This is a genomic window from Pseudomonas sp. LY-1 (assembly GCF_053502595.1).
This window is the reverse complement of sequence record NZ_CP094353.1, coordinates 5,617,685-5,642,926: the sequence shown is the minus strand read 5'-3', so window position 1 is coordinate 5,642,926 and position 25,242 is coordinate 5,617,685. Positions and strand designations below refer to the sequence as shown.

Sequence of the window (25,242 nt, the reverse complement as noted above, 5' to 3'; positions counted from 1 at the left end):
CGTCAGATATGCAGGATGTATTCGCGAACCAGCTTGCTGCCGAAATAGGCCAGCATCAGCAGGCAGAAACCGGCCAGGGTCCAGCGGATCGCCTTGTGCCCGCGCCAGCCAAGGCGGTTGCGGCCCCACAGCAGCACGCTGAACACCACCCACGCCAGGCACGCCAGCAGGGTTTTATGCACCAGGTGCTGGGCGAACAGGTTTTCGACGAACAGCCAGCCGGAGATCAGCGACAGCGACAACAGCGTCCAGCCGGCCCACAAGAAGCTGAACAGCAGGCTTTCCATGGTTTGCAGCGGCGGGAAGTTCTTGATCAGGCCGGACGGGTGCTTGTGCTTGAGCTGGTGGTCCTGCACGAGCAGGAGCAACGCCTGGAACACCGCGATGGTGAACATGCCGTAGGCCAGGATCGACAGCAGGATGTGCGCAAGAATGCCCGGTGCTTCATCGATCACCTGCACCGTGCCGGTGGGCGCGAATTGCGCCAGCAGCACCGTCAGCATCCCCAGGGGAAACAGCAGCACCAGCAGGTTTTCCACCGGGATGCGTGCGCAGGCGATCAGCGTGAGGGCGATCACCGCGGCGGCGATCAGGCTGGCGGCGCTGAAAAAATCCAGGCCCAGGCCGACCGGCGTCATCAAGTGGGTGAACAGGCTCGCGGCATGGGCCAGCAGGGCGAGGACGCCAAGGCCTGCCAGCAGGCGCGTGTCGGCCTTGGCGCCTTGCGCCAGGCGAGTGCCTTGGTAGAGGGTCGCAGCGGCGTACAAAAAGGCGGCGGCGAGGCTGGGTAGTAAACTGGGTGACAAAGGGAGCATAAATCCTGTTAGGCAAGCCCGAAAGGCGCTGAGTTTGGCATACACCTGCGTTCCACGAAAGACTCCAGGGCCAGACAGCGGGTGTGCATGTGCGCAGTCTTCGCTATAATCCGCGACCTGCCCACGCCGCAGGCTCGCCGAGCGCTGTTTTTAATAGCGATTTACCACAGCCTGGGCCGCCATTACCTCGGTCTACCATAGGGCCTGAAAGGATCGCGCATGTTTGAAAACTTGACTGACCGTCTCTCGCAGACGCTGCGCCACGTAACCGGCAAGGCCAAGCTGACCGAGGACAATATTAAAGACACCCTGCGTGAAGTGCGCATGGCGTTGCTGGAAGCCGACGTGGCCTTGCCTGTGGTCAAGGACTTCGTCAACTCGGTCAAAGAGCGCGCGGTCGGCACCGAAGTGTCCCGCAGCCTGACGCCGGGCCAGGCCTTTGTGAAGATCGTCCAGGCCGAGCTCGAAAGCCTGATGGGCGCGGCCAACGAAGACCTGAACCTCAGCGCCGTGCCGCCGGCCGTCGTGCTGATGGCCGGTCTGCAAGGTGCGGGCAAGACCACCACCGCCGGCAAGCTGGCGCGCTTCCTTAAAGAACGCAAGAAAAAAACCGTGATGGTGGTGTCGGCCGACGTGTACCGTCCGGCGGCCATCAAGCAACTGGAAATGCTTGCCGGCGAAGTGGGCGTGACCTTCTTCCCGTCGGACCTGAGCCAGAAGCCGGTCGATATCGCCAACGCGGCGATCAAAGAAGCCAGGCTGAAATTCATCGACGTGGTCATCGTCGATACCGCCGGTCGCCTGCACATCGACGAAGAGATGATGGGCGAGATCAAGGCGCTGCATGCCGCGATCAACCCGGTCGAGACGCTGTTCGTGGTCGACGCCATGACCGGCCAGGATGCGGCCAACACCGCCAAGGCCTTTGGTGACGCACTGCCGCTGACCGGCGTGATCCTGACCAAGGTCGACGGCGACGCCCGTGGTGGTGCCGCGCTGTCGGTGCGCGCCATCACTGGCAAGCCGATCAAGTTCATCGGTATGGGCGAGAAGAGCGACGCGCTCGAACCGTTCCACCCTGAGCGTATCGCTTCGCGTATCCTCGGCATGGGTGACGTACTCAGCCTGATCGAGCAGGCCGAAGCGACGCTCGACAAGGACAAGGCCGATAAACTGGCCAAGAAGCTGAAGAAGGGCAAGGGCTTCGACCTCGAAGACTTCCGCGATCAGTTGCAACAAATGAAGAACATGGGCGGCCTTGGCGGCCTGATGGACAAGCTGCCGAATATGGGCGGTGTGAACCTGGCGCAAATGGGCAATGCCCAGGGCGCGGCAGAGAAACAGTTCAAGCAGATGGAAGCCATCATCAACTCCATGACCCCGGCCGAGCGCCGCGACCCTGAGCTGATCAGCGGTTCGCGCAAGCGTCGGATCGCCATGGGCTCTGGCACCCAGGTGCAGGACATCGGTCGCTTGATCAAGCAACACAAGCAGATGCAGAAGATGATGAAGAAGTTCTCCGCCAAAGGCGGAATGGCCAAGATGATGCGCGGCATGGGCGGTATGTTGCCCGGCGGCGGCATGCCGAAAATGTAAAGTATTCGAGCGGGAGCGTGCTCCTGCTCCGACCCACAGGGATGTGGGATCTCCAGCAAACCCGCCGTCTGGCGGGAGCTGACTTGCCGTTTTAACCGACGGCTCTATAGCAGATCTGAATGGCACGCTGATAGGCGCCAGAAAAAGACATTTGCAAAAGTCCGGATATTCCTTAGAATATGCGGCCTTTCGGGCACCTATGCCCGCTGTGCATTTAGATTTGCAGCACCGACTACAGGAACGATGTTCACATGCTAACAATCCGTCTTGCCCTTGGCGGCTCCAAAAAGCGCCCGTTTTACCACTTGACCGTAACCGACAGCCGCAACCCGCGTGACGGTTCGCACAAGGAACAGGTTGGTTTCTTCAACCCTGTTGCTCGTGGTCAAGAAGTTCGTCTGTCCGTGAACCAAGAGCGCGTAGCCTACTGGCTGAGCGTTGGTGCACAGCCTTCCGAGCGTGTTGCCAAGTTGTTGAAGGACTCGGCTAAGGCCGCAGCCTGAGCAATATGAACGCGACGCCAGCTGTTGCTGATGATTTGATCGTTATCGGCAAGATTTATTCTGTTCATGGCGTTCGCGGCGAAGTGAAGGTGTATTCCTTTACTGATCCGACAGAAAACCTGTTGCAGTACAAAACCTGGACGCTCAAGCGCGAGGGGAATGTGAAACAGGTCGAGCTGGTCAGTGGACGCGGGAGCGATAAGTTCCTGGTCGCAAAGCTCAAGGGTCTTGATGATCGTGAAGAAGCTCGTCTTCTGGCCGGTTATGAGATCTGCGTGCCGCGCAACCTGTTCCCTGAATTGACCGACGGCGAGTACTACTGGTACCAGCTGGAAGGTCTGAAGGTTATTGATCAACTCGGGCAACTGTTCGGGAAAATCGATCATCTTCTGGAAACCGGCGCCAATGATGTAATGGTGGTCAAGCCTTGCGCTGGCAGCCTGGATGATCGCGAGCGCCTATTGCCCTATACCGAGCAATGCGTGTTGGCCATCGACCTGGCCGCGGGCGAGATGAAGGTGGAATGGGACGCGGACTTCTAAGCGTGGCTAATTTGCGCATTGAAGTGATCAGTTTGTTTCCCGAGATGTTCTCCGCCATCAGCGATTACGGCATCACCAGTCGGGCGGTGAAACAGGGGCTCTTGCAGCTCACCTGTTGGAACCCGCGAGACTACACGACGGATCGACATCACACTGTGGACGATCGCCCATTTGGCGGTGGCCCGGGCATGGTGATGAAGGTCAAGCCCCTGGAAGACGCGTTGGTTCAGGCCAAGGCTGCCGCCGGGGAGAAGGCGAAGGTAATTTACCTGTCCCCTCAAGGCCGTCAGCTGAAACAGGCGGCGGTACGCGAACTGGCGAATGAGGAAGCACTGATCCTGATTGCCGGTCGCTATGAAGGCATTGACGAGCGTTTTATTGAAGCTCATGTCGATGAAGAGTGGTCGATTGGGGACTATGTCCTGTCTGGCGGTGAGCTGCCGGCGATGGTCCTGATAGATGCGGTTACACGACTGCTGCCTGGAGCTTTAGGGCATGCGGACTCCGCGGAGGAAGATTCCTTCACGGATGGTTTGCTGGATTGCCCGCACTACACCCGACCGGAGGTGTATGCGGATCAGCGTGTTCCCGACGTATTGCTAAGTGGCAATCACGCACACATCCGGCGTTGGCGTTTACAGCAGTCCCTTGGTCGGACCTATGAACGACGCGCCGATCTTCTGGAAAGCCGCTCGCTTTCTGGAGAAGAGAAGAAGCTGCTCGAGGAATACATCCTCGCGCGGGACGATAGTTAACAACGTATCGATGGTAGGTCCATTGACTTACCTTAGGAGCACAGCATGACTAACAAAATCATCCTTGCACTCGAAGCAGAGCAGATGACCAAAGAGATCCCTACCTTTGCCCCGGGCGACACCATTGTCGTTCAGGTGAAAGTGAAGGAAGGCGACCGTTCGCGTCTGCAAGCGTTCGAAGGCGTGGTAATCGCCAAGCGTAACCGTGGTGTGAACAGTGCTTTCACTGTTCGTAAAATCTCCAACGGTGTTGGCGTAGAGCGTACTTTCCAGACCTACAGCCCGCAAATCGACAGCATGGCCGTTAAGCGTCGCGGTGACGTGCGTAAAGCCAAGCTGTACTACCTGCGTGACCTGTCCGGTAAAGCAGCTCGCATCAAGGAAAAACTGGTTTAAGTCCAGCTTCCCGATGCAGAAAAAAAGCAGCCTACGGGCTGCTTTTTTTGTGCCTGGAATTTGTTGGCTGATCCGAGGCCGAGTCGCGGCTATCGCAGGCAAGCCAAATCCCCCATTTGATTATCAATGGTCATAAAATCGATGCGCGACACAAATCCCATGTGGGAGCTGGCTCGCCTGCGATAGGATCTACCAGACAATCCAGTCGTCAACCTGAGCCCACATGCCCGCCATCGACCACCCTCTGATCGACCGCTTCCTCGACGCCCTATGGCTGGAAAAAGGCCTGTCGGACAACACCCGCCAGGCCTACCGCAGCGATCTGGCCCTGTTCAACGGCTGGTTGCAGGAAAAAAACCTGGAGCTGATCAATGCCGGACGTGAGTTGATCCTCGATCACCTGGCCTGGCGTCTGGAGCAGAACTACAAGCCGCGTTCCACAGCCCGATTCCTTTCTGGTGTGCGTGGCTTTTATCGCTACCTGCTGCGGGAAAAACTCATCGCCCTCGACCCGACGTTACAGGTCGATATGCCGCAATTGGGTCGGCCATTGCCCAAATCCTTGTCGGAAGCCGATGTCGACGCCTTGCTCGCCGCCCCGGACTTGAGCGAAGCCATTGGCCAGCGCGACCGTGCCATGCTCGAAGTGCTGTACGCCTGCGGCCTGCGGGTGACCGAGCTGATCAGCCTGACCCTTGAGCAAGTCAACCTGCGCCAGGGCGTGCTGCGGGTGATGGGCAAGGGCAGCAAGGAGCGGTTGGTGCCGATGGGGGAAGAAGCGATTGTGTGGGTCGAGCGCTACATGCGCGATGCGCGCGGTGAGCTGCTCGGTGGGCGCCCCAGTGATGTGCTGTTCCCCAGTCTGCGCGGTGAGCAGATGACCCGCCAGACCTTCTGGCACCGCATCAAGCACCAGGCCAAGGTGGCGGGGATCGGCAAGAGCCTGTCGCCGCATACTTTGCGCCATGCATTTGCCACGCATTTGCTCAACCACGGCGCGGATTTGCGCGTGGTGCAAATGCTCCTTGGCCACAGCGACTTATCCACAACCCAGATCTACACCCATGTGGCACGAGCGCGCTTGCAGGATATGCATGCCAAGCACCATCCGCGTGGCTGAAAACCGCCAAATTATCCCGCCACGGGCTGCCCTGCGGCCCAACTGTGGTAGGCTTTGCCGGTTAGCAAAGGGTACGGCGTGACTTGTGATTACAGCCCCGTGTTTTCAGATCGGTGTTCCGCACGCCTGTCCCTGCATCTGCCTTCAGGAGTTCCCATGCGCTTGACCCAGATTATTGCCGCCGCAGCCATTGCGTTGGTTTCCACCTTTGCCTTCGCCGATGACGCTGCCGAGCAGACCATTCGCAAGAGCCTGGCCAACCTGCAACTCGATACACCGATCGAAAGCATCAGTGCCAGCCCGATGGCCGGCCTGTACGAAGTCAAGCTCAAGGGCAGCCGCGTGCTGTATGCCAGTGCCGACGGCCAGTACATTGTCCAGGGCTACCTGTTCCAGTTGAAGGACGGTAAACCGGTCAACCTGACCGAGAAAGCCGAGCGGCTGGGCGTGTCCAAGCTGATCAACGGCATTCCGGTAGCTGAAACCGTGGTCTACCCGGCCATCGGCGAGACCAAGACGCACATTACCGTGTTCACCGACACCACCTGCCCGTACTGCCATAAGCTGCACGCCGAAGTGCCGGCGCTGAACAAGCTCGGTGTGGAAGTGCGCTATGTTGCGTTCCCGCGCCAGGGCCTGGGCTCGCCGGGTGACGAGCAGTTGCAGGCAGTCTGGTGCTCGGCCGACAAGAAAGCGGCCATGGACAAGATGGTCGACGGCAAGGAAATCAAGGCGGCCAAGTGCGCCAATCCGGTTTCCAAGCAGTTTGCCCTGGGCCAGTCCATTGGTGTGAACGGTACACCGGCCATCGTTTTGGCTGACGGCCAGGTAATTCCGGGCTATCAGCCGGCACCGCAAGTTGCCAAACTGGCACTGAGTGCCAAATAAACCAGCATCGTCGAACCTTTGACGATCATGGCCCTTCGATAAGTCGATGGGCCATTAATTGAAAGCCGCGGTTGTGCGGCTGTTTTCCACGGCCGACCTCGCGTCGGCCGTTTCATGGGGAGTTCTTCAGTGAAACCGGTCAAAGTAGGCATCTGTGGGTTAGGGACCGTCGGTGGCGGCACCTTAAACGTACTTCAGCGTAATGCTGAAGAAATTTCCCGCCGTGCAGGGCGCGGGATTGAAGTGGCGCAGATTGCCACGCGTTCGCCAAAGCCTCAGTTCGAAACGACCGGTATTGCGATTACCAACGATGTCTTCGCCGTGGCGACCAACCCTGACATCGATATCGTCATCGAGCTGGTAGGCGGCTACACCGTGGCCCGCGAGCTGGTGCTCAAGGCGATTGAAAACGGCAAGCATGTGGTCACTGCCAACAAGGCGCTGATCGCCGTGCATGGCAACGAGATCTTCGCCAAGGCGCGTGAGAAGGGCGTTATCGTGGCGTTCGAAGCCGCGGTGGCTGGCGGTATCCCGGTGATCAAGGCGATCCGTGAAGGCCTGTCCGCCAACCGCATCAACTGGGTGGCCGGCATCATCAACGGCACCGGTAACTTCATCCTCACTGAAATGCGCGAGAAGGGTCGTACCTTCGAAGACGTGCTGGCCGAAGCCCAGGCCCTGGGTTACGCCGAAGCCGACCCGACCTTCGACGTTGAAGGTATCGACGCGGCGCACAAGCTGACCATCCTCGCGTCCATTGCCTTTGGTATCCCGTTGCAGTTCGAGAAGGCCTACACCGAAGGCATCACCAAGCTGACCACTGCCGACGTGAACTACGCCGAAGCCCTGGGTTACCGCATCAAGCACCTGGGCGTGGCGCGCAGCACACCGGCCGGTATCGAGTTGCGTGTACACCCGACACTGATCCCGGCCGACCGCCTGATCGCCAACGTCAATGGCGTGATGAACGCCGTGATGGTCAACGGTGACGCCGCCGGTTCGACCCTGTTCTACGGCGCCGGCGCCGGCATGGAGCCGACCGCTTCGTCGGTGATCGCCGACCTGGTGGACGTGGTTCGCGCCATGACCTGCGACCCGGAAAACCGCGTGCCGCACCTGGCCTTCCAGCCGGATTCGCTGTCGGCCCACCCGATCCTGCCGATCGAAGCGTGCGAAAGCGCCTACTACCTGCGGATACAGGCCAAGGATCACCCGGGCGTATTGGCCCAGGTTGCCAGCATCTTGTCGGAGCGCGGCATCAACATCGAGTCGATCATGCAGAAGGAAGTCGAGGAGCAGAACGGCCAGGTGCCGATGATCCTGCTGACTCACCGCGTGCTTGAGCAGCACATCAACGATGCCATCACCGCCCTGGAAGCCTTGCAAGGCGTAGTGGGGCCGGTGGTACGGATTCGCGTCGAACACCTGAACTAACCGATTTGTTCCAGGGGCCCCGTGCGATCGGCGGCCTCTGTTCGAGAATGTTTTTGAGGAGCCAGTCATGCGTTACATCAGCACCCGCGGCCAGGCACCGGCCCTGAATTTCGAAGACGTCCTGTTGGCAGGCCTTGCCACCGACGGCGGCCTGTACGTGCCGGAAAACCTGCCACGCTTCACCCAGGAAGAAATCGCTTCCTGGGCCGGCCTGCCGTATCACGAACTGGCGTTCCGGGTGATGCGCCCGTTCGTCACCGGCAGCATTCCGGATGCGGATTTCAAAAAGATCCTGGAAGAGACATACGGCGTGTTTTCCCACAGCGCCATCGCGCCTCTGCGTCAACTGAATGGCAACGAGTGGGTCCTTGAGCTGTTTCACGGTCCGACCCTGGCGTTCAAGGACTTCGCCCTGCAACTGCTGGGGCGCCTGCTCGATTACGTGCTGGAGAAGCGCGGCGAGCGCGTGGTGATCGTCGGCGCCACCTCCGGTGATACTGGCTCGGCGGCCATTGAAGGCTGTAAGCATTGCGAAAACGTCGACATCTTCATCCTGCACCCGCACAAGCGTGTGTCGGAAGTACAGCGTCGGCAGATGACCACCATTTTTGGTGAGAACATCCACAACATCGCCATCGAAGGCAACTTCGACGACTGCCAGGAAATGGTCAAGAACAGCTTTGCTGACCAGAGCTTCCTCAAGGGCACGCGCCTGGTCGCGGTGAACTCGATCAACTGGGCGCGGATCATGGCCCAGATCGTCTACTACTTCCACGCCGCGCTGCAGTTGGGCGGGCCGGCACGTTCGGTGTCGTTCTCGGTGCCGACCGGCAACTTCGGCGATATCTTCGCCGGCTACCTGGCGCGCAACATGGGCCTGCCGATCAACCAGTTGATCGTCGCTACCAACCGCAACGACATCCTGCACCGCTTCATGAGCGGCAACCAGTACGTCAAGGAAACCCTGCACGCCACACTGTCGCCGTCGATGGACATCATGGTGTCGTCGAACTTCGAACGCCTGCTGTTCGACATGCACGGTCGCAACGGCGCTGCCATCGCCGAGCTGATGAACAGCTTCAAGAGCGGTGGTGGTTTCAGCGTCGATCAAGAGCGCTGGACCGAAACCCGCAAGCTGTTCGACTCCCTGGCCGTGGACGATGCGCAAACGTGCGAAACCATCGCTGAAGTCTATGCCCAGACCGGCGAACTGCTGGACCCGCACACCGCTATCGGCGTGAAGGCCGCGCGCGAATGCCGTCGCAGCCTGGACATTCCGATGGTAATCCTCGGCACCGCGCACCCGGTCAAATTCCCGGAAGCGGTGGAGAAAGCGGGTGTTGGCAAGGCGCTGGAGTTGCCGGAGCATCTGGCCGACTTGTTCGAGCGCGAAGAACGTTGCACCGTGCTGCCGAATGACTTGAAGGCGATGCAGGCGTTTGTCAGCCAGCATGGCAATCGTGGTAAGCCGCTGTAAGGCAAACTGCTGGCGCTTCGGCGCAGACAAAAACGCCGCTTTCCCTTCCTTGGGTCAGCGGCGTTTTTTTTCTGGCAGGCCCGACAGTGTGCTGGTTACAACAGTAATTTAATGGCCATTCCGGTGATTGAAGCAATTGTTGCGACAACGGCCATCGCTACACCCATGGGGTACCAAAACGTCTCACAGGTTATCTTCAAGGACTCCGCGTTGAGCTTGCCTTGCTCGGCATGCATGCGTGAAATTTCGGCATAGATGCGAGATACGTCAGCATGCATCTTCTCCATCGACGCTTGTTGTTCGTTGTGTTCCACCATCATGTTCATCCTTAGCAATAAGGGCCTTTGACATGCACTTCTAGCTGTGTGACAGCGTGATCAGCGCTTACTGAGTATAGGGTTCACCCTCAGCCGCGCTGCAGGGCGAACCCTGAAACGGCAACCCATTGGGTAAGCAGTTATGTGCGGCCGTTTTTTCGTTGTCATGTTGCAAGCGCATGCTGGATCAAGTCACTCCCTGACGGCTCCATAAAGACGAAAAAGCGAACTTTCCTACGTCACAACCAGTCACTTAGGAGAGAGGCAGCCCCCGTTGAAGCGATTGTTCCCGAACTATTCAGTGGTGATCGAAATGGAAAGTATCCGCCTATTGCTCGAAGAAGCGCTGAGCCCTTATCAGGTTACGCTGACCACCGCCGGTGTGCAGGGCGAGTGCCTGGTGACCGTAAAGAATCCTGCCGGTGCTATCGTGGTCGAGCGTGATGTCGACCGGGCGCAACTGACCGACAAGCGCGTGCTGGTGGATGTCGTGGATTGCCTGCTGCGCGACCTGAAAATTGCCGAAGGGCGCCTGGAACCCTCGGTGATCGCCGCCTTGCGCAATGCTGCCCAGACCCGCAGCAGCGCCCTCGCATGAAGAATTGTTTATCCGCGGAAACTTCCTACTGCGTGGCTGGTCTGATTTAGTAACAGCAAGAGCAGACATTGTGCTCCGGTGTTTGTGACTTGCTGTACTGGTCTTTGTAGGCCACGTTTAACCCCGAAGTGTCTCCCCACTCTTCGGGGTTTCTTTTTGCCCGCGATTTATCACGGGGTGGGTGCTTCTTCATAGAATCGCTGATGGTCCAGCAGGTATTGCTCACGCAGGGCCGGGTCGAGCCATGACGCGTAGGAACGTAGCAACTGCGCCTGCGGCAGGTCGCCCAGCAACTGGTTGATACGCGCCATGACCTGGCGCCCCTCGGGCGTATCCGAACAGCCGATATGGATGTGCTGATAGGGCGTGGTGCCGGCAATCGGATAAAACGCCAGCGCCTCGGGATCAATACCTTGCTGCAATGCGTGATAGCGAATTTCGGTCCAGTAACCCAGTACCCCTTCCAGGCGTCCCAGGCGCTGCATTTGCAGCAGGCTGCCCAAGGCGTCGTTGCCGTAGTGCATCACCCGATTGTGCGTGTCGCCATGCCGCAACATGCCGTCGATGAATGGCCCGTAACTGCGCTCGGCGATGATGCCCAGGCGTGTGCTCTTGTCCCGTAGCATCGCTTCCAGGTCGACCTTGCCTTGCGCAACAAAGGGCGCCAACACGTCCCGGTTTTGCTGGCGGACGACCACGCCATTGCTCACCACGGAAAACGCCTGGTCGGAATATACAATCCATTGGGTCCGCTCCGGCGTCCACATCAGGGTAGGGTCGCAGGTGAGGGAGGGCGCCTGGAGCATCTGCATGCTCCGGGCACGGTTGACGTGCTGGACCTGGTGCTGATACTCCGGCAGGTGCTCCATCAGCATCGGCAACAATTCGTCGATGGCGCCCTGGCCTTTTTGCGGACCGTCGAAGATCGTCAGTGGTGGCAGGTCTCGCACCAGCCAGATCAAGGTTTGCGCCGCCTGGGTCGGCAGCGGCAAAAGTCCCAGCAAAGGGGCGCACAGGCGCAACAGCCAACGGCGAGCCACTATCTTGAGCGCACCATCAGATCGCTCCTTGCTCACGCAAGCGGATGATGGCAGCCGCGTCATAGCCCAACTCTCCCAGTACCACGCTGTTGTGTTCGCCCAGTTGCGGCCCCACCCACTCACAACTGCCCGGCGTGTCGGAGAGCTTGGGCACGATACCTGGCATCTTGAAGGCCTTGCCGTCGGGCAGTTGCGCGTTGAGGAACATTTCCCGCGCCAGAAATTGCGGGTCCCCGAGCATGTCTTCGGCGCTGTAGATGCGGCTGGCCGGCACCTCAGCCTTGTTGAGCTGCTCGATCACGTGTTCCAGCGATAGCGAATTGACCCAGCGATCAATCACGCCATACAGCTCGTCGCGGCGCTCGTCACGCCCGTCATTACTGGCCAATTGCGGGTCGTTGGCCAAATCCTCGCGGCCGATGGCGGACATGAAGCGTTTGAAGATCGCATCGCCATTTGCGCCGATCTGCACATGCTTGCCGTCCGCGCTGGTGTGGATCGAGGACGGTGTGATGCCGGGCATGATGTTACCGGTGCGCTCGCGAATGAACCCGAACACATCGAACTCCGGGATCATGCTTTCCATCATGGCGAAGATGGCTTCATACAGTGCCACATCAACCACCTGGCCCAGCCCGCCGTTGACCTCGCGGTGTCGCAACGCCATCAGCGCGCCGATCACCGCCCACAGGGCGGCAATGGAATCGCCGATGGAAATACCGGTGCGCACCGGCGGGCGGTCTTCAAAACCGGTGATGTAACGCAGCCCGCCCATCGATTCGCCGACCGCGCCAAACCCCGGCTGATCTTTCATCGGCCCGGTCTGGCCAAAGCCCGAGAGGCGCACCATCACCAGCTTCGGGTTCAGTGCGTGCAGGATGTCCCAGCTCAGGCCGAGCTTTTCCAGGACGCCGGGGCGGAAGTTTTCGATCAGGATGTCGGCGTCCGCCAGCAACTGCTTGAGGATCGCCAGGCCGTCCGGGTGTTTGAGGTTCAGCGTCAGTGATTTTTTGTTGCGCGCCTGCACGAACCACCACAACGAGGTGCCTTCGTACAGCTTGCGCCATTTGCGCAGCGGGTCGCCGCCGTCCGGGGATTCGACCTTGATCACTTCGGCGCCGAACTCGGCGCAAATGCGTGAGGCGAACGGGCCGGCGATCAGGGTGCCGAGTTCGATGACCTTCAGGCCGGCAAGCGGTTTGGCGTTAAACGACATGAGGAACCTTTCATACGCAGCACAGTGGTGTAATGCCTTTTAACATAGCCGAGGGGCGCAGGGATAAGGATGATGCAGCGCAGCATTCGTTGAATAGCCTCGCCATCGGTTAGACTGCCAGCCTTTTCCTGTCTCTAGAAGTCCGTTCATGGCCCAGCCGTCCACGACCTACAAATTCGAACTCAACCTCACCGACCTCGATCGCTCGGTGTACGAGAGCGTCAAACAGACCATCGCCCGCCACCCTTCGGAAACCGAAGAGCGCATGACCGTGCGCCTGCTGGCCTACGCCCTTTGGTACAACGAGCAACTGTCGTTCGGCCGTGGTCTGTCAGATGTAGACGAGCCAGCCCTGTGGGAAAAAAGTCTGGATGATCGGGTTTTGCACTGGATCGAAGTTGGCCAGCCCGATGCCGACCGCCTGACCTGGTGCTCGCGTCGCACCGAACGCACCAGTCTGCTGGCTTACGGCAGCCTGCGTGTGTGGGAAGGCAAAGTGGTTCCGGTGGCGAAAAACCTGAAAAACGTACACATCGCTGCCGTACCGCAAGAAGTCCTCGAGACCTTGGCCAAGGACATGCCCCGCGTGATCAAGTGGGACGTGATGATCAGCGAAGGCACGATCTTCGTCACCGACGACCGCGGCCAGCACGAAGTGCAACTGCAATGGCTGGTCGGCGAGCGCGGTTGAGCTAGCGCTTGAAGCCTGCCGCTAATATTTCCCCTACAGAGAATTCCCCAGCGTCCCATGCGTATCGATCCCCGCCCGTTACCTGCTGTCCTGCCGTTTCTCGGTGAACTGCCACCGCTGTTGACCCGCCTCTACGCCGCGCGTGGGGTAGAGACGGAGGCCGAACTGGACAAGAGCCTGGCGCGGTTGATCCCTTATCAACAACTCAAGGGCATCGACGCGGCGGTAGACCTGCTGGTGACGGCCTTGGAGCAACGCCAGCGCATCCTTATCGTCGGCGACTTCGACGCCGATGGCGCCACCGCCAGTACGGTGGGCACCCTGGGCCTGCGCTTGCTCGGTGCGGCCCATGTCGACTACCTGGTGCCCAACCGCTTCGAATACGGCTACGGCCTGACGCCGGAAATCGTCGCCGTGGCCCTGCAGCGCGAGCCGCAGTTGCTGATCACCGTGGATAACGGCATCTCCAGCGTCGAAGGCGTGGCGGCAGCGAAGGCGGCGGGGCTCAAAGTGCTGGTGACCGACCACCACTTGCCGGGGGATGAATTGCCGGCGGCGGATGCCATCGTCAACCCCAACCAGCCGGGCTGTGAGTTTCCCAGCAAGGCGTTGGCCGGGGTCGGGGTGATCTTTTATGTATTGATGGCCCTGCGTGCCCGTTTGCGCAGTTTGGGGTGGTACGAGAACAAACCGCAGCCGAACCTTGGCGAGTTGCTCGACCTCGTCGCCCTCGGCAGCGTCGCCGACGTGGTGCCGTTGGACGCCAACAACCGCATCCTGGTCCACCAGGGCCTGGAGCGCATCCGCGCCGGTCGCGCGCGGCCGGGGATCAAGGCGATCCTCGAAGTGGCCAAGCGTGACCATGCTCGCATCACGTCCACCGACCTCGGTTTTATCCTCGGGCCACGGCTCAATGCCGCCGGTCGCCTGGACGATATGAGCCTGGGCATCGAATGCCTGCTCACCACGGATTTCGCCGCCGCACGGGAAATGGCCGCGCAACTGGACGGCATGAACCAGGACCGCAAATCCATCGAACAAGGCATGCAGCGCGAAGCCCTGGCCCAGCTCAAGGACTTGCCGCTGGAGTCGATGCCGTATGGCTTGTGCCTGTTCGACCCGGAGTGGCACCAAGGCGTGATCGGGATTCTGGCGTCGCGCATGAAAGAGCGCTATTTCCGTCCGACCATCGCCTTTGCCGACGCCGGTGATGGCCTGCTCAAGGGCTCAGGCCGTTCTGTGCAGGGCTTTCACATCCGCGATGCGCTGGCGGTGGTGGCGAGCCAGCATCCCAACCTGATCAGCAAATACGGCGGCCACGCCATGGCGGCCGGCCTGACATTGCCCGAGGCGAACTTCCCCTTGTTTGCCGAAGCCTTTGATGCCGAAGTGCGTCGGCAACTGCGCGAAGAAGACTTGACCGGGCGGCTGTTGTCCGACGGCACCCTGGCGGTGGAAGAGTTTCACCTGGAGTTGGCGCGCGCGCTGCGGCATGCCGGCCCATGGGGGCAGCACTTCCCCGAGCCGTTGTTTCATGGGGTGTTTCAGCTGGTAGAGCAGCGTGTGGTGGGGGAGCGGCACCTGAAAGTGGTGCTCAAGAGCGAATGCGGGTCAGTGAAACTCGACGGTATTGCGTTTGGGGTGGACCGTGAGGTCTGGCCGAACCCGACCGTGCGTTGGGTGGAGTTGGCCTACAAGCTCGACGTGAACGAGTTCCGTGGCCAGGAAACCGTGCAGTTGATGATTGCGCATATCGAACCGCGCTAGTTCCAACCCACACCACAAACCAATATGGGAGGGGGCTTGCCCCCGATAGCGGTATGACTGACCTATCGCTATCGGGAGCAAGCCCCCTCCCACATTGGGTTTTGCGTACAGCGTAGGATTACTCGGTCTTGGCCTGGTGCTTGACGATGATATCCACCAGGCGCTTGGCCAGCGCCGGGTAGTTCTCGTCGAAGTGGTGCCCGCCTGGTAGTTTTATCGCTTCGCCCACGGCGGTCTTGTCGGTGCAACCGCTCTCGTCGACCTCTTCGGCACCGTAGATGCACACCACCTTGTCCGCCGGTAGCTTGGCCATTTCCGGGCCGGTCGCGGCTTCTTTGCCGGCGTTGCCCAGCCAACCTTCCACTTCGATTTCAAAGCTGCCGGTGCGTGCGAACGCCAGCAGGATGATTGCGTCGACGCGCTGCTGCTCGTTTTCCGGCATGCGGTTGTAGATGGCCGGCAATACGTCGGCGCCGAACGAATAACCCGTTAGCACAAAGCGCTTGGTGCCCCATTTCTGCCGATAGTGCTGCATCAGCTCGCTGAGGTCCTTGGCGCTTTGCTCCGGGGTCTTGTGCTGCCAGTAGTAGCGCAGGGTGTCGATGCCTACGACCGGGTAGCCGATCTTGGCCATTTCACCGGCGACGTCGCGGTCGAGGTCACGCCAACCGCCGTCACCGGAGAGGAACAGGGTCACGGTGTCCTTGGCCTGGCCGGCGGGGACTTCCACGACCGGAATCGCCAGGCCGCCGTTGTCCGAACCCACCAGTTGCTTGCGCAGTTCGTTATTCAGCACTTGCGGGTAGTGAATGTCGTAGTCGCTGATGCTGGTGGTGGCGCGGGGTGTGTCGCGCACGAAACTGGCGCTTTCATCGTCAGGGTTGTCGTTCCATGCCACCAGCCAGTTGCCGTGGGCGGCGGTCTTTGGCAGTGGGTCTTTACAGCCTTCCTGTACCAGGGCGAAGCCGACGGAGATGGCATTGGCCTTGTCGTTGTTCTGTGTGGCCAGCCAGCGCCAGGCGAGGGCGGCGCCAGGGCCGATGCCGCTGACCAGCGTCGCGGGGCCCTTGAGCTGACTCAGGGCGCCTTGCAGTGCCTGTTGCTGCAGCGTGCAGTCATCCTTGGGCAGGATCACCTGGACGATTTGCGCTTTGCCGCCCTGGCTCAGGGCAATCAGTTGGCTGTCGGTCAGGGTCTCGTCGGCCATTACCGCCACGGCCACGCGGGCTTTCGGGGTGCCGGCGGGGGTTACGCGGGTCATCACCGAGCCATCGGCCTGGGGCAACTGCTCCAGGGTCGGCTGCGGGGCAGGGCGGTTCCAGTACCAATAGCCGCCGCCCAGGGCTACGGCGAGCACCACCACAGAAGCCAATACATACCGCCAGGAGCGTCGAATCATCAGCGTTTCACCAATCCAGTCAAGCCGCCCGCGATCAGGGCGGCGGTATCGGCCAGTGCCACCAGCGGATCAAGTCCTGCGGGCACGGCCATGTAACGGGGTTCCCAGTCAGGCTGGAACTTGTCTTTGAAGCGGCGCAAACCTTGGAAGTTATACAGTTGCTCGCCACGACGGAACACCATCGAGCCCAGGCGTTGGGTGAGCGGCGCGCCACGGCGAGGTTGCAGGCCCGACAATGGCACCATGCCGAGGCTGAAGCGAGCATAACCATGATTCTTATAGTGTTGAATCAGGCCGACCATCATGAATTCCATGGTCAACTTAGGCGCGTCGGGGTGGGCGCGCATCAGGTCGAGGCTGGCCAGGTCGTGGTTGTAGGTCTCGAGCAGGTTGGCGAAGGCCACCGGGTGCCCTTCGAAGCGAATGATCGCGATGCGAAAGTGCTTGAGGTAGTCGTCGCTGAAACGTCCCAGGGAAAAGCCCTTTTCCCGCACGTTCTTGCCGGTCAGCCAGGCGTCGGAAATGACCTTGAGTTCGTCCATCGGCGCCGTGCCCGGTTCGTGGATTTCCAGGGACAAGCCGTCCCGGGTTCCACGGTTCCAGGTGTAGCGCAAATCCTTCATCTCTTTGCCCTTGGCTTCCAGGTCAAAGCGTTTCAGGTCGACGCGGGCTTCTTCGCCCAGCTTGATCGCGGTCAGGCCGATGTCCATGTAGTACGGCAGGTTTTCCGCGCGTACCTGGTAGAACACCGGGCGCGCATGGTGGATGTCGCACAGGTCGCGGAACTGCCAGATCATCTCGGCACGGGGTTGGGTCGGGCCGATCGGGTCGTACAGGGCCACCAGGCTGCGCCCGCGACGGGCGTACATCAGGAAGGCTTCGTCGTTGGGGTGGAACAGCAGCGCCTTGTCGCCGGTCAGCGCCAGGCCGCCGTCGGGTTGCGATGAGGCCATCAGGATCTTGGTGGCGCGTTCCATTTCTTCCGGCGTCGGCAGGTGGATCACCGGGCGCGCGGTACGCAGTAGCCAGGTCAGCGACACGATCACCAGCAGCACCGCAGCCCCCAGCAGCGAGCGCAGGCCACGCGGGGCGTTGGCGTCGAGGGTGAACTGCCACCACAATTGGTGGCTATACGGTACATCTTGATAGGCAAACAGCAGCAGCCAGATAGACGCTCCCAGCACGCACACACTGGCCACCAGGTACAGCGGCGAGAACGGCAATTCAGTCAAGCGGCTGGCGCGGTAGAAGGAGCGGCGGAAGATCGCCAGCAACACCGCAGTCATGGTCATCAGGCTGGCTTCTTCCCAGTCGAAGCCCTTGAGCAGTGAGAGCAGGGCGCCGGTCAGCAGCAGCACCATGGTCAACATCCAGGCCGCCGACAAGCGTCGACGCAGACCCTGGGCCAACAGCAGGCACAACACGCCGATCAGGCTTGCGCCAAAGTGCGAGGCGTCAATCAGGCGGTGGGGAATCAGGAAACCGATGTTTTCCAGGCGTGAGTCGATCTCCGGCGTAGCGCCGGAAAACAGCAGGACCACGCCGGACAAAAAAACCAGTACGGCCAGCACCGGCGCTGCCAGGCCCGAAGCCACGCGCAGACTCTGCTGGGTCTGGAACAGGCGCTGGGCCTCGTTGATCAACAGGAACACGCAGGCGATCAGCAGCGGCAGCACCACATAGATCATGCGATACAGCAGCAGGGCGGCGGCCAATGGCGCGGCACCGAGTTTGTCGGCAAAGGCCGCGAGCAGGATCGCCTCGAACACCCCGACGCCACCCGGCACATGGCTGAGTACGCCGGCGGCCAGCGCCAGCAGGTACACCAGCAGGAACGGGCCGAAGGGTGGCGCTTCCGGTAGCAGCATATAAAGGACGGTGGCGGCAGCGGCGACGTCCAGGGCGGTGATGATCAGTTGCAGGAGCGTCAGGCGCCGACCGGGCAGGCGCAGGGTGCGACGGCCAATCTTGACCAGCAGGTTGTCCGGGTAGGGTTGTTCTGGCAGGCGCCGGCGATAAATACCGATGCACAGCGCGGCCGACAGCAGCAACACGGCACCGGAGATAGCGCCGAGCAAGCCTTGCGACACATGCAGGGCGGCGGAAGCGGCGGGCAAGTTGCTCAAGGTGGCCAATGCAGCCAGCGGCGGCAGGGCGCAGCCCAGTGCGAGGCTGGCGAACACGGTCATGTGGGCGACTTCCGAAGCCCCGATGCCATGGCGCGCATATAAACGGTAACGCACCGAACCGCCTGAGAGCATCGACAGGCCAATGGCGTTGCCGATGGCAAAGGCGGTAAAACCGCCGAGGGCGAGGGTCTTGGCGGGCAGTTTCACCCCGGCATAGCGCGCGCCGGAAAACTCATAGCCCAATAGAATGATGAAACCGCCGATGGCGGCAGCTAACGCGCCCAGCAAGGCCGGTTTGGGCACTTCCAGGATCGAGTCGTGGAGGGCGTAGAGATCCAGTTCCAGCAGCAGGTGTCGGCAGGCGATCAGGGCGATTGCGAACAGCAGCAGCGTCACGGCCAGCCCGATGGGTTGCCGATACTTGCTTAACAGATCCAGCCAGCGCAAACGGGTGGGAGTGATCGGTTGTGTCGCTGTGACGGAGTCTTGTGGTTCAGACGAGTTGGCGCGCATCAATCACCTCGTGGATTGTGCGCGACAGGATGGGGGTATCCAGCCAAGTTACCAATCCCTATGGACAAAATAATTACAAATATTAACGCGGATCACCGGATGCGGCGACTGCGGCCATTGGTCGTAGAAGGATTAAGCCTAGCGTGCGATGAAATGGACTCCACGAACCGTCTACGGTTTCATGAAAGATGCCATGCCATTGTTTCAGAAGAACTTTTTTTGCCGGATACAAAAAAGGCCACTCTTTCGAGTAGCCTTTTTTGATGTTTGGTTGCGGGAGCCGGATTTGAACCGACGACCTTCGGGTTATGAGCCCGACGAGCTACCAGACTGCTCCATCCCGCGTCTGTGGGCGGCATTCTACAGCCAAGCGGCGGGGTGTCAACCGTTAATGGGCCGATGGGTCAAATAAGTGTGAATTGACCGTTGAATCTCGACTATGTGGAGTAAGTGCGCGTAAGGGAAAGGCTTTTTGTCGGACAATCGTCTCGACCTAAAACAGGCCGGTACAAGAAAAGGCTTACCGCAAGGTCGCAACGGACTGACGGAACAGCAGCAAACTCGCCGCGAGAAACGTCACGCCCATCACCAGGACCGTCACGAACTCTTTCCAGACGATATCGAGTCCCGCGCCTCGATACACGATCGCCTGCATGAAGCTCACATAGTGCCGCGACGGGAAAAACCACGTTACGTACTGGACCCATTGCGGCTGGCTCTCGATCGGCGACATGCCGCCCGACAGCATCATCATCGGCATGACGGCCATCATCATCAGCAGGGCAAATTGCGCCATGGTGCGGGCGAGGGTGCCGAGGAAGATGCCGATCGCTGCCGTGGCGAAGATATAGATGAGGGTGCCGAGCAGCAGGACACCGCGCGAGCCGGCAATCGGAACGTCGAGGAGACCCTCGACCACGAATAACAGCGAGCAGATGAAGCCGACGAAGATCACCAACCCGCTCGACCATACTTTGGCGAGCGCTATCTCGAAGGCCGTCAACGGCATCACCAGCAGGTGCTCGATCGTGCCGTGCTCCCGCTCGCGCAAGAGCGCCGCGCCGGTCAGGATAATGATCAGCATCGACAACTGATCGGCAAGGCCGACGATCGCGCGGAACCAGGATTGCGTGCCGTTGGCATTGAACGCGCGGCGGATGACGAGATCCGAGGAGAGCCCGGTGGTTTGCGCCATCTCCTGTCGGTAGCGCGTGACCTCTTCGCTCACCATGTTCTGGATATAGCCCGACCCCAATGACGCTTGCTGGACTGCGGTGGCGTCCGCGTTGACCTGGACTTCAATATCGCGCCCCTTGCGCACATCCGCTTCAAAGCGCGGAGGAATGACGACGACGAGGGTGTAAAGACCGTTGTCCATGCCGCGATCGATGTCGGCGGCGCTGATCATTTTGGCCGCCTGGAAGTACGGGGGATAGAACAGCCCGGCAATCGATCGCGACAGGCTGGAGTGGTCCTCGTCGACGATCGCCACGGAGGCATTGTTGACGGTCTCGCCGGCTCCGGTCGACTGCATATAAATGCTGAGGCCGAAGGAATAGATGATGAAGAGGATCATCATCAGGTCCTTCGAGAGGGTGCGCAGATCTTTGACGCCGAGCCAGAAAATGTTGGAGAGACTCTGCATCTTATTTCTCCTGTTTGCGCAGGAGCAGCGCGGACAGCAATAAGAAGGCCGGGCAAAACAGGGTCAGCGCGAGCAGATCGTTAACCATGTCGGTGAAGCCAAGTCCCTTGGTGAACGCACCGACACTCATGTGCATGTAATAGCTCGTCGGCCAGAGGTACCCCATGAGGCGAGCGCCGCCCTCAAGCGTCGAGACGGGTTGCATCATGCCGGAGAACTGCATGGTCGGCAGCATCGACAGCACCGCTCCGGCGAACACCGCTGCGACCTGGCTCGAGGTGAAGGTCGAGATGAACAGCCCGTAACCGGTGGCCGCCGCCACATAGAACAGCGCGCCCAGGGTCAGTGCGAGACCGTCGCCCTTCAGCGGAACATCGAAGATGAATAGCACGGTCGCGGTCATGATGAAGAAATTGATCATGCCGACGCCAATATAGGGCAGTTGCTTGCCGACTAGGAACTCCAGGCGCGTCGTGGGTGTGGCATAGAAGTTCGTGATCGTGCCGATCTCCTTTTCGCGGGCAACGCTGACCGCTGTGAGAATGGCGAGAAACATCATGAGCAACATCGCCGGCACGGCCGGCCCGATCGCATAGATGCTCTCGGCCGTCGGGTTGTAACGGTTGCGGATCACGATGCTGGTCGTCGGTTTCGTGCTCGCTACGTCGCTGGACTGCCGTTTTCTTTCTTCGGCGAAGAGATTGTGCGCCGATTCCACGTAACCCTCGATGGTCGCGGCGCGCGAGGTGTTGGCGCCGTCGATCCAGGCCGACACCTGCCAATCCGAGTCGCGCTTTACCAAGCGCCCGAAGCCAGGTGGAATTTCGAGGGCCAGTGTGATGTCGTTCGACTTCAGGCGCCTTTGCATGTCGTCGACGCTGTGGATCGGCGTCTTTTCGATGAAGTATCGAGAGCTCGAGTAATTGGCGAGATAGGCTCTGCTCTCCGGCGTGTCGTCGTGGTCGAAGGCCGCATAGGTGAGATTGGTCACATCGCTGGAGACGCCGAAACCGAAGATCAACAGCATGATGAGGGAGCCAAGGAAAGCGAAGGCAAGCCGCACCGGATCGCGTACAAGCGACAACGTCTCGCACTTGGCAAAGGCGAGCAGGCGGCGCAACGGCATGAAGGTCGAGCGGCTGGGCGACAACGCCGCCGCATCCTGCTGGGTCTGCGCTTCGGCATCGGCCACGGGGGGCGCGGGCGTAGACGGTTCGGCAGCCTCGATATAGGCGATGAACGCCTCTTCGAGGTTCGCGCTGCCCTTGGAGGTAATGACGTTTTGCGGCGTGTCGCAGACGAGGACACGACCCGCATGCATCAATGAGATGCGGTCGCAGCGCATGGCCTCGCTCATGAAATGCGTGGAGACGAAGATCGTGACATTGCGGGTTCGCGAGAGGTCGCCGAGCAAGCGCCAGAACTCATCGCGTGCCAACGGATCGACGCCCGAAGTGGGTTCGTCAAGGATCAGCAACTCGGGGTCGTGCACGATCCCCACGGCCAGTGAGAGGCGCTGGCGCACACCGAGCGGCAGCGAGTTCGCTTCGGTGTCGGCATAGTCGACAAGGCCGACATCGACCATGAGCTGGGCGATACGCGCGTTAGCCTGGTCTGCGGCCAGATGAAAAAGGCGCGCATGCAGACGCAGGTTTTGCCGCACGGTGAGTTCGCCATAGAGCGAGAACGATTGCGACATGAAGCCTACGCGCTGGCGGACCGACAGGTCGTTGGCATCGACAGGTTTTCCGCACACCTCGGCCTCCCCCTCGCTCGGTGCCAGTAGTCCGGTCAGCATCTTCATGGTCGTGGTCTTGCCGCTGCCGTTCGAACCGAGGAAGCCGAAGATTTCTCCGCGCTCGATGGCGAAGCTGACGTTATCGACCGCGGTGAAGCTGCCGAAGCGGCGCGTCAGATTCTTCGCGACAATGACCGGCGCCTCGCTGCCTGGTTGGCGCGGCGGAATGACGAAGCGCTGCGCCGTCGATTTTTGCCCCGGCTGCAGGGCGGCAAACACCGCTTCCATGTCTTGCTGGCCGGTCTTCGTGCGCAGCTCGTCCGTAGTGCCGCAGGCAAGCACGCGTGCGTGATCCATCGCGATGAGCCAATCGCATTGGCTCGCCTCGTCCATATAAGCGGTGGAAATGACGACACTCATCGTCGGACGCTCGCGCCGCAGTTCGCTGATCAGGTCCCAGAACTGTCGGCGCGACAACGGATCGACGCCGGTCGTCGGCTCATCGAGAATGAGCAGGTCGGGGTCGTGAATGAGCGCGCAGCACAGGCCGAGCTTTTGCTTCATGCCGCCCGACAGCTTTCCGGCAGGTCGATCGAGAAACGGCAGCAAGCCGATCGCGGCCGCCAGACGCCGTGTGCGTGCTTCACGTTCCGACGCGGACAGGCCGAAGAGGGTGGCGAAGAAGGCCAGGTTCTCGCGGACGCTGATTTCCTGATAGAGGTTTTTACCGAGCCCTTGCGGCATATAGGCAATGCGTGTGCAGACGGAGCGGCGATGCCGGGCATTGCTCATGCTGCCGCCGAGGACCTCGACCGATCCGGTCTGCATCTTCCGCGCGCCGGCGATCAGGCCGAGCAGCGTGGACTTGCCGGCGGCGTCAGGGCCGATGATGCCCGTCATCTGGCCGCTTGGCAGTGCGAGCGAGACATTGTCGAGCGCTAGAACCTTGCCATAGGCATGAGTCGCGTTGGAAACCTCGGCGATCAGCGCTGCGCGAGCCTCCATTGTCAATCCTCGGCATCAACAGGATCGGCCTGAATGCGCTTTTGCAGGGTGTCCGGCCAATTGGGCGGGTTCGGATCGAGGCGCACATAGCCGATGCCGCGGGTCCCCGTTTTCACTTGGTTGAGGTGGCGCGCGATGAGGCTTGGCGGGATGCGCAGCTTGACCCGGAACATCAGCTTGTCGCGTTCGCTGCGCGTCTCGACCTGCTTGGGTGTGAACTGCGCGTCCGGCGACACGAAACTTACTTTGGCCGGGACGGCGAAGTCGGCGCCGTCGAACACAATTCGCGCGGCCGACCCGATCGTTACGCGCATGGCCTGTTCGGAGGGGAGATAAATCTCCATGTAGATTTCGGACAGGTCGATGATCGTCAGCACCTTTCCGCCCGCCGAAACGACTTCCCCGGGGTTGACGAGACGATACAGAACGCGCCCCTGCACGGGCGCCACCAGAATGGTGTCGGCGATCTGGGCGTCGGTCTGATTAACCAGGGCTTGTGCGGCGACGACCGAACGCTCGCGCGCGGTCACGGTCCGCTGCGCGGCGTCGAGAACGGCGCGCGCAGAATCGCGTTCGCCCTGCGCCTCATCGCGGTTGTCCTCACTGATCGCCCCGGTGACGATCAGCTTGAGGGCGCGGCGCAGCTTTGCTTCCTTGAGGGTCAGTTCTGCCTGCCGTTGCACGACCGTCGCCTTTGCCTCGAGCATCGAGGCTTCCTCGGATGCCACGTCGGCGGCATATTTGGCGCGTTGCGCTTGCAACTCCGTGGTATCGAGGCGGGCGAGCACCTGGCCTTCGGTGACGAGGTCACCTTCCCGGGCCAGCACCTCGCGCACGCGTCCGGCCAACTTCGCGGCGATGTCGATTTGGTCGGATTCGATGCGGCCGTTCCCGGAGACAATGCCCTCGGGCAACTTGCCTTGCTGGCTTTGCCACCAGTACCAGGCGCCACCGGCGCCGGCTGCCAAGACGATGACAAGGATCAGAACAATCCTTGTGACACGCCGCCAAGACCACTTTGCATCGTTACTCGGGCTGGCCGTCATGATCCGATCCTTAAACGTGGGGGCGTGAGGGTCGATTGAGGCGCACACATGCACCTGTCGGGCGGCGAGACGCAAACGTGATCACGTTGTTGCGTGTGAATACCGGCGTTTGCCCATCGTGGTAGACGTTACCAATCGAGGGCTGCACATAACGTTGATCTTTATCAAACAATCGAGCTGAAACCGGGCGCGGCCATCGCCCTCAGTCTTCAGTCGTTAAAGTCGACACAAACGAAAACACCGCCGCGACGGTGAGGTCGTGGCGGTGTTTGACGTGTACTTAAAACTGGTTGCGGGAGCCGGATTTGAACCGACGACCTTCGGGTTATGAGCCCGACGAGCTACCAGACTGCTCCATCCCGCGTCTGTGTGTCGGCATTCTACAGCGGAACGCAGGGGTGTCAACCTATGAATCGAAGAAAAGCGCTTGTGGTTCAATCGCTTACCTCTCCATCACGGTTTTGGAAAGGGCTGCGGGCCAGTCGGGCCGAGGCTTTCAGCTCTATTGGTAGGCTGATTTCGATTGAGAAAATAAATCTACCTGGGCTATTTCCTACCGCTTGCGCGGAAGATTCAAACTACTGGTGCTATATACAGGTGTGAGTGCGATAC

21 protein-coding genes and 2 tRNA genes are annotated in these 25,242 nt (G+C 60.5%); 12 read left to right on the top strand and 11 right to left on the bottom strand.

What is annotated here, in order from left to right:
* Positions 1-2: 2 nt before the first annotated feature.
* Entirely contained in the window at positions 3-815 is an 813-nt protein-coding gene (locus MOQ67_RS25845; protein ID WP_253398618.1) for a cytochrome C assembly family protein, read from the bottom strand.
* A 219-nt stretch (positions 816-1,034) separates the two neighbouring features.
* Here MOQ67_RS25845 and ffh point away from each other — a divergent pair, with 219 nt between their 5' ends.
* From ffh to thrC, 9 genes are all read left to right on the top strand, one after another.
* Positions 1,035-2,411, top strand: a complete 1,377-nt coding sequence (ffh, locus tag MOQ67_RS25840) for a signal recognition particle protein (RefSeq protein WP_253398610.1) — start codon at positions 1,035-1,037, stop codon at positions 2,409-2,411.
* A gap of 251 nt (positions 2,412-2,662) precedes the next feature.
* Positions 2,663-2,914, top strand: coding sequence for a 30S ribosomal protein S16 (gene rpsP / locus MOQ67_RS25835; protein ID WP_003175899.1), 252 nt, complete (start codon positions 2,663-2,665; stop codon positions 2,912-2,914).
* Positions 2,915-2,919: 5 nt separating this feature from the next.
* Positions 2,920-3,456: a ribosome maturation factor RimM gene (gene rimM / locus MOQ67_RS25830; protein WP_253398603.1), complete on the top strand. Its 537-nt coding sequence runs from the start codon at positions 2,920-2,922 to the stop codon at positions 3,454-3,456.
* Complete coding sequence (trmD, locus tag MOQ67_RS25825; protein ID WP_448675697.1) at positions 3,438-4,211, top strand: tRNA (guanosine(37)-N1)-methyltransferase TrmD; 774 nt, start codon at positions 3,438-3,440, stop codon at positions 4,209-4,211. The genes rimM and trmD overlap by 19 nt, the downstream gene beginning before the upstream one ends.
* Before the next feature lie 45 nt (positions 4,212-4,256).
* Positions 4,257-4,607: a 50S ribosomal protein L19 gene (gene rplS, locus MOQ67_RS25820; RefSeq protein ID WP_054593850.1), complete on the top strand. Its 351-nt coding sequence runs from the start codon at positions 4,257-4,259 to the stop codon at positions 4,605-4,607.
* A gap of 223 nt (positions 4,608-4,830) precedes the next feature.
* Positions 4,831-5,727, top strand: coding sequence for a site-specific tyrosine recombinase XerD (gene xerD, locus MOQ67_RS25815; protein WP_253398601.1), 897 nt, complete (start codon positions 4,831-4,833; stop codon positions 5,725-5,727).
* Between the two features lie 156 nt (positions 5,728-5,883).
* Entirely contained in the window at positions 5,884-6,615 is a 732-nt protein-coding gene (locus tag MOQ67_RS25810) for a thioredoxin fold domain-containing protein (protein WP_010207987.1), read from the top strand.
* Positions 6,616-6,744: 129 nt separating this feature from the next.
* Positions 6,745-8,049, top strand: a complete 1,305-nt coding sequence (locus MOQ67_RS25805; RefSeq protein ID WP_247396790.1) for a homoserine dehydrogenase — start codon at positions 6,745-6,747, stop codon at positions 8,047-8,049.
* Between the two features lie 67 nt (positions 8,050-8,116).
* Positions 8,117-9,526 carry a threonine synthase gene (gene thrC, locus MOQ67_RS25800; protein WP_253398599.1) on the top strand — a complete coding sequence of 470 codons (1,410 nt, stop codon included), beginning with the start codon at positions 8,117-8,119 and terminating at the stop codon, positions 9,524-9,526.
* 95 nt (positions 9,527-9,621) lie between these two features.
* Here the strand turns inward: thrC and MOQ67_RS25795 are convergent, their stop codons facing one another.
* Positions 9,622-9,843, bottom strand: a complete 222-nt coding sequence (locus MOQ67_RS25795; RefSeq protein ID WP_253400439.1) for a hypothetical protein — start codon at positions 9,841-9,843, stop codon at positions 9,622-9,624.
* A gap of 313 nt (positions 9,844-10,156) precedes the next feature.
* Here MOQ67_RS25795 and MOQ67_RS25790 point away from each other — a divergent pair, with 313 nt between their 5' ends.
* Positions 10,157-10,441 carry a DUF3509 domain-containing protein gene (locus MOQ67_RS25790; RefSeq protein ID WP_247396797.1) on the top strand — a complete coding sequence of 95 codons (285 nt, stop codon included), beginning with the start codon at positions 10,157-10,159 and terminating at the stop codon, positions 10,439-10,441.
* A gap of 170 nt (positions 10,442-10,611) precedes the next feature.
* On the opposite strand, the gene MOQ67_RS25785 is transcribed toward MOQ67_RS25790, so the two are convergent.
* Together MOQ67_RS25785 and MOQ67_RS25780 are read right to left on the bottom strand one after the other, a co-directional pair.
* Positions 10,612-11,481, bottom strand: coding sequence for a TIGR02285 family protein (locus MOQ67_RS25785; RefSeq protein WP_253398598.1), 870 nt, complete (start codon positions 11,479-11,481; stop codon positions 10,612-10,614).
* Between the two features lie 16 nt (positions 11,482-11,497).
* Positions 11,498-12,697, bottom strand: coding sequence for a CaiB/BaiF CoA transferase family protein (locus tag MOQ67_RS25780; RefSeq protein WP_253398596.1), 1,200 nt, complete (start codon positions 12,695-12,697; stop codon positions 11,498-11,500).
* Between the two features lie 148 nt (positions 12,698-12,845).
* On the opposite strand from MOQ67_RS25780, the gene MOQ67_RS25775 reads away from it, so the two are divergent.
* Together MOQ67_RS25775 and recJ are read left to right on the top strand one after the other, a co-directional pair.
* On the top strand, positions 12,846-13,388 hold the full coding sequence (locus tag MOQ67_RS25775; protein WP_247396803.1) for a YaeQ family protein: 543 nt from the start codon (positions 12,846-12,848) through the stop codon (positions 13,386-13,388).
* A gap of 57 nt (positions 13,389-13,445) precedes the next feature.
* Positions 13,446-15,155, top strand: coding sequence for a single-stranded-DNA-specific exonuclease RecJ (recJ, locus tag MOQ67_RS25770; protein WP_448675696.1), 1,710 nt, complete (start codon positions 13,446-13,448; stop codon positions 15,153-15,155).
* 118 nt (positions 15,156-15,273) lie between these two features.
* On the opposite strand, the gene MOQ67_RS25765 is transcribed toward recJ, so the two are convergent.
* The 7 genes from MOQ67_RS25765 to MOQ67_RS25735 form a co-directional block, all read right to left on the bottom strand.
* Positions 15,274-16,554 (bottom strand): virulence factor family protein, encoded by a 1,281-nt coding sequence (locus tag MOQ67_RS25765; protein ID WP_253398586.1) that lies wholly within the window; start codon positions 16,552-16,554, stop codon positions 15,274-15,276.
* Positions 16,554-19,196, bottom strand: a complete 2,643-nt coding sequence (gene mprF / locus MOQ67_RS25760; RefSeq protein WP_253398584.1) for a bifunctional lysylphosphatidylglycerol flippase/synthetase MprF — start codon at positions 19,194-19,196, stop codon at positions 16,554-16,556. Before mprF ends, MOQ67_RS25765 begins: the two co-directional genes overlap by 1 nt.
* Positions 19,197-19,464: 268 nt before the next feature.
* Positions 19,465-19,541 (bottom strand) — tRNA-Met (locus tag MOQ67_RS25755).
* Positions 19,542-19,716: 175 nt separating this feature from the next.
* Positions 19,717-20,841, bottom strand: coding sequence for an ABC transporter permease (locus MOQ67_RS25750; protein ID WP_253398583.1), 1,125 nt, complete (start codon positions 20,839-20,841; stop codon positions 19,717-19,719).
* Between the two features lies 1 nt (position 20,842).
* Positions 20,843-23,584 carry a ribosome-associated ATPase/putative transporter RbbA gene (gene rbbA / locus MOQ67_RS25745; RefSeq protein ID WP_448675695.1) on the bottom strand — a complete coding sequence of 914 codons (2,742 nt, stop codon included), beginning with the start codon at positions 23,582-23,584 and terminating at the stop codon, positions 20,843-20,845.
* Positions 23,585-23,586: 2 nt separating this feature from the next.
* Positions 23,587-24,630: an HlyD family secretion protein gene (locus tag MOQ67_RS25740; protein WP_253398579.1), complete on the bottom strand. Its 1,044-nt coding sequence runs from the start codon at positions 24,628-24,630 to the stop codon at positions 23,587-23,589.
* A gap of 287 nt (positions 24,631-24,917) precedes the next feature.
* A tRNA-Met gene (locus MOQ67_RS25735) sits at positions 24,918-24,994 on the bottom strand.
* Positions 24,995-25,242 lie beyond the last annotated feature (248 nt).

Coding starts and splice junctions, on each gene's coding strand:
- MOQ67_RS25810 (WP_010207987.1), top strand. CDS start 5,884: ATGCGCTTGACCCAGATTATTGCCGCCGCAGCCATTGCGTTGGTTTCC.
- trmD (WP_448675697.1), top strand. CDS start 3,438: ATGGGACGCGGACTTCTAAGCGTGGCTAATTTGCGCATTGAAGTGATC.
- MOQ67_RS25795 (WP_253400439.1), bottom strand. CDS start 9,843: ATGGTGGAACACAACGAACAACAAGCGTCGATGGAGAAGATGCATGCT.
- rpsP (WP_003175899.1), top strand. CDS start 2,663: ATGCTAACAATCCGTCTTGCCCTTGGCGGCTCCAAAAAGCGCCCGTTT.
- MOQ67_RS25790 (WP_247396797.1), top strand. CDS start 10,157: ATGGAAAGTATCCGCCTATTGCTCGAAGAAGCGCTGAGCCCTTATCAG.
- mprF (WP_253398584.1), bottom strand. CDS start 19,196: ATGCGCGCCAACTCGTCTGAACCACAAGACTCCGTCACAGCGACACAA.
- recJ (WP_448675696.1), top strand. CDS start 13,446: ATGCGTATCGATCCCCGCCCGTTACCTGCTGTCCTGCCGTTTCTCGGT.
- MOQ67_RS25780 (WP_253398596.1), bottom strand. CDS start 12,697: ATGTCGTTTAACGCCAAACCGCTTGCCGGCCTGAAGGTCATCGAACTC.
- MOQ67_RS25740 (WP_253398579.1), bottom strand. CDS start 24,630: ATGACGGCCAGCCCGAGTAACGATGCAAAGTGGTCTTGGCGGCGTGTC.
- rbbA (WP_448675695.1), bottom strand. CDS start 23,584: ATGGAGGCTCGCGCAGCGCTGATCGCCGAGGTTTCCAACGCGACTCAT.
- MOQ67_RS25765 (WP_253398586.1), bottom strand. CDS start 16,554: ATGATTCGACGCTCCTGGCGGTATGTATTGGCTTCTGTGGTGGTGCTC.
- rplS (WP_054593850.1), top strand. CDS start 4,257: ATGACTAACAAAATCATCCTTGCACTCGAAGCAGAGCAGATGACCAAA.
- rimM (WP_253398603.1), top strand. CDS start 2,920: ATGAACGCGACGCCAGCTGTTGCTGATGATTTGATCGTTATCGGCAAG.
- thrC (WP_253398599.1), top strand. CDS start 8,117: ATGCGTTACATCAGCACCCGCGGCCAGGCACCGGCCCTGAATTTCGAA.
- MOQ67_RS25845 (WP_253398618.1), bottom strand. CDS start 815: ATGCTCCCTTTGTCACCCAGTTTACTACCCAGCCTCGCCGCCGCCTTT.
- xerD (WP_253398601.1), top strand. CDS start 4,831: ATGCCCGCCATCGACCACCCTCTGATCGACCGCTTCCTCGACGCCCTA.
- MOQ67_RS25750 (WP_253398583.1), bottom strand. CDS start 20,841: ATGCAGAGTCTCTCCAACATTTTCTGGCTCGGCGTCAAAGATCTGCGC.
- MOQ67_RS25775 (WP_247396803.1), top strand. CDS start 12,846: ATGGCCCAGCCGTCCACGACCTACAAATTCGAACTCAACCTCACCGAC.
- ffh (WP_253398610.1), top strand. CDS start 1,035: ATGTTTGAAAACTTGACTGACCGTCTCTCGCAGACGCTGCGCCACGTA.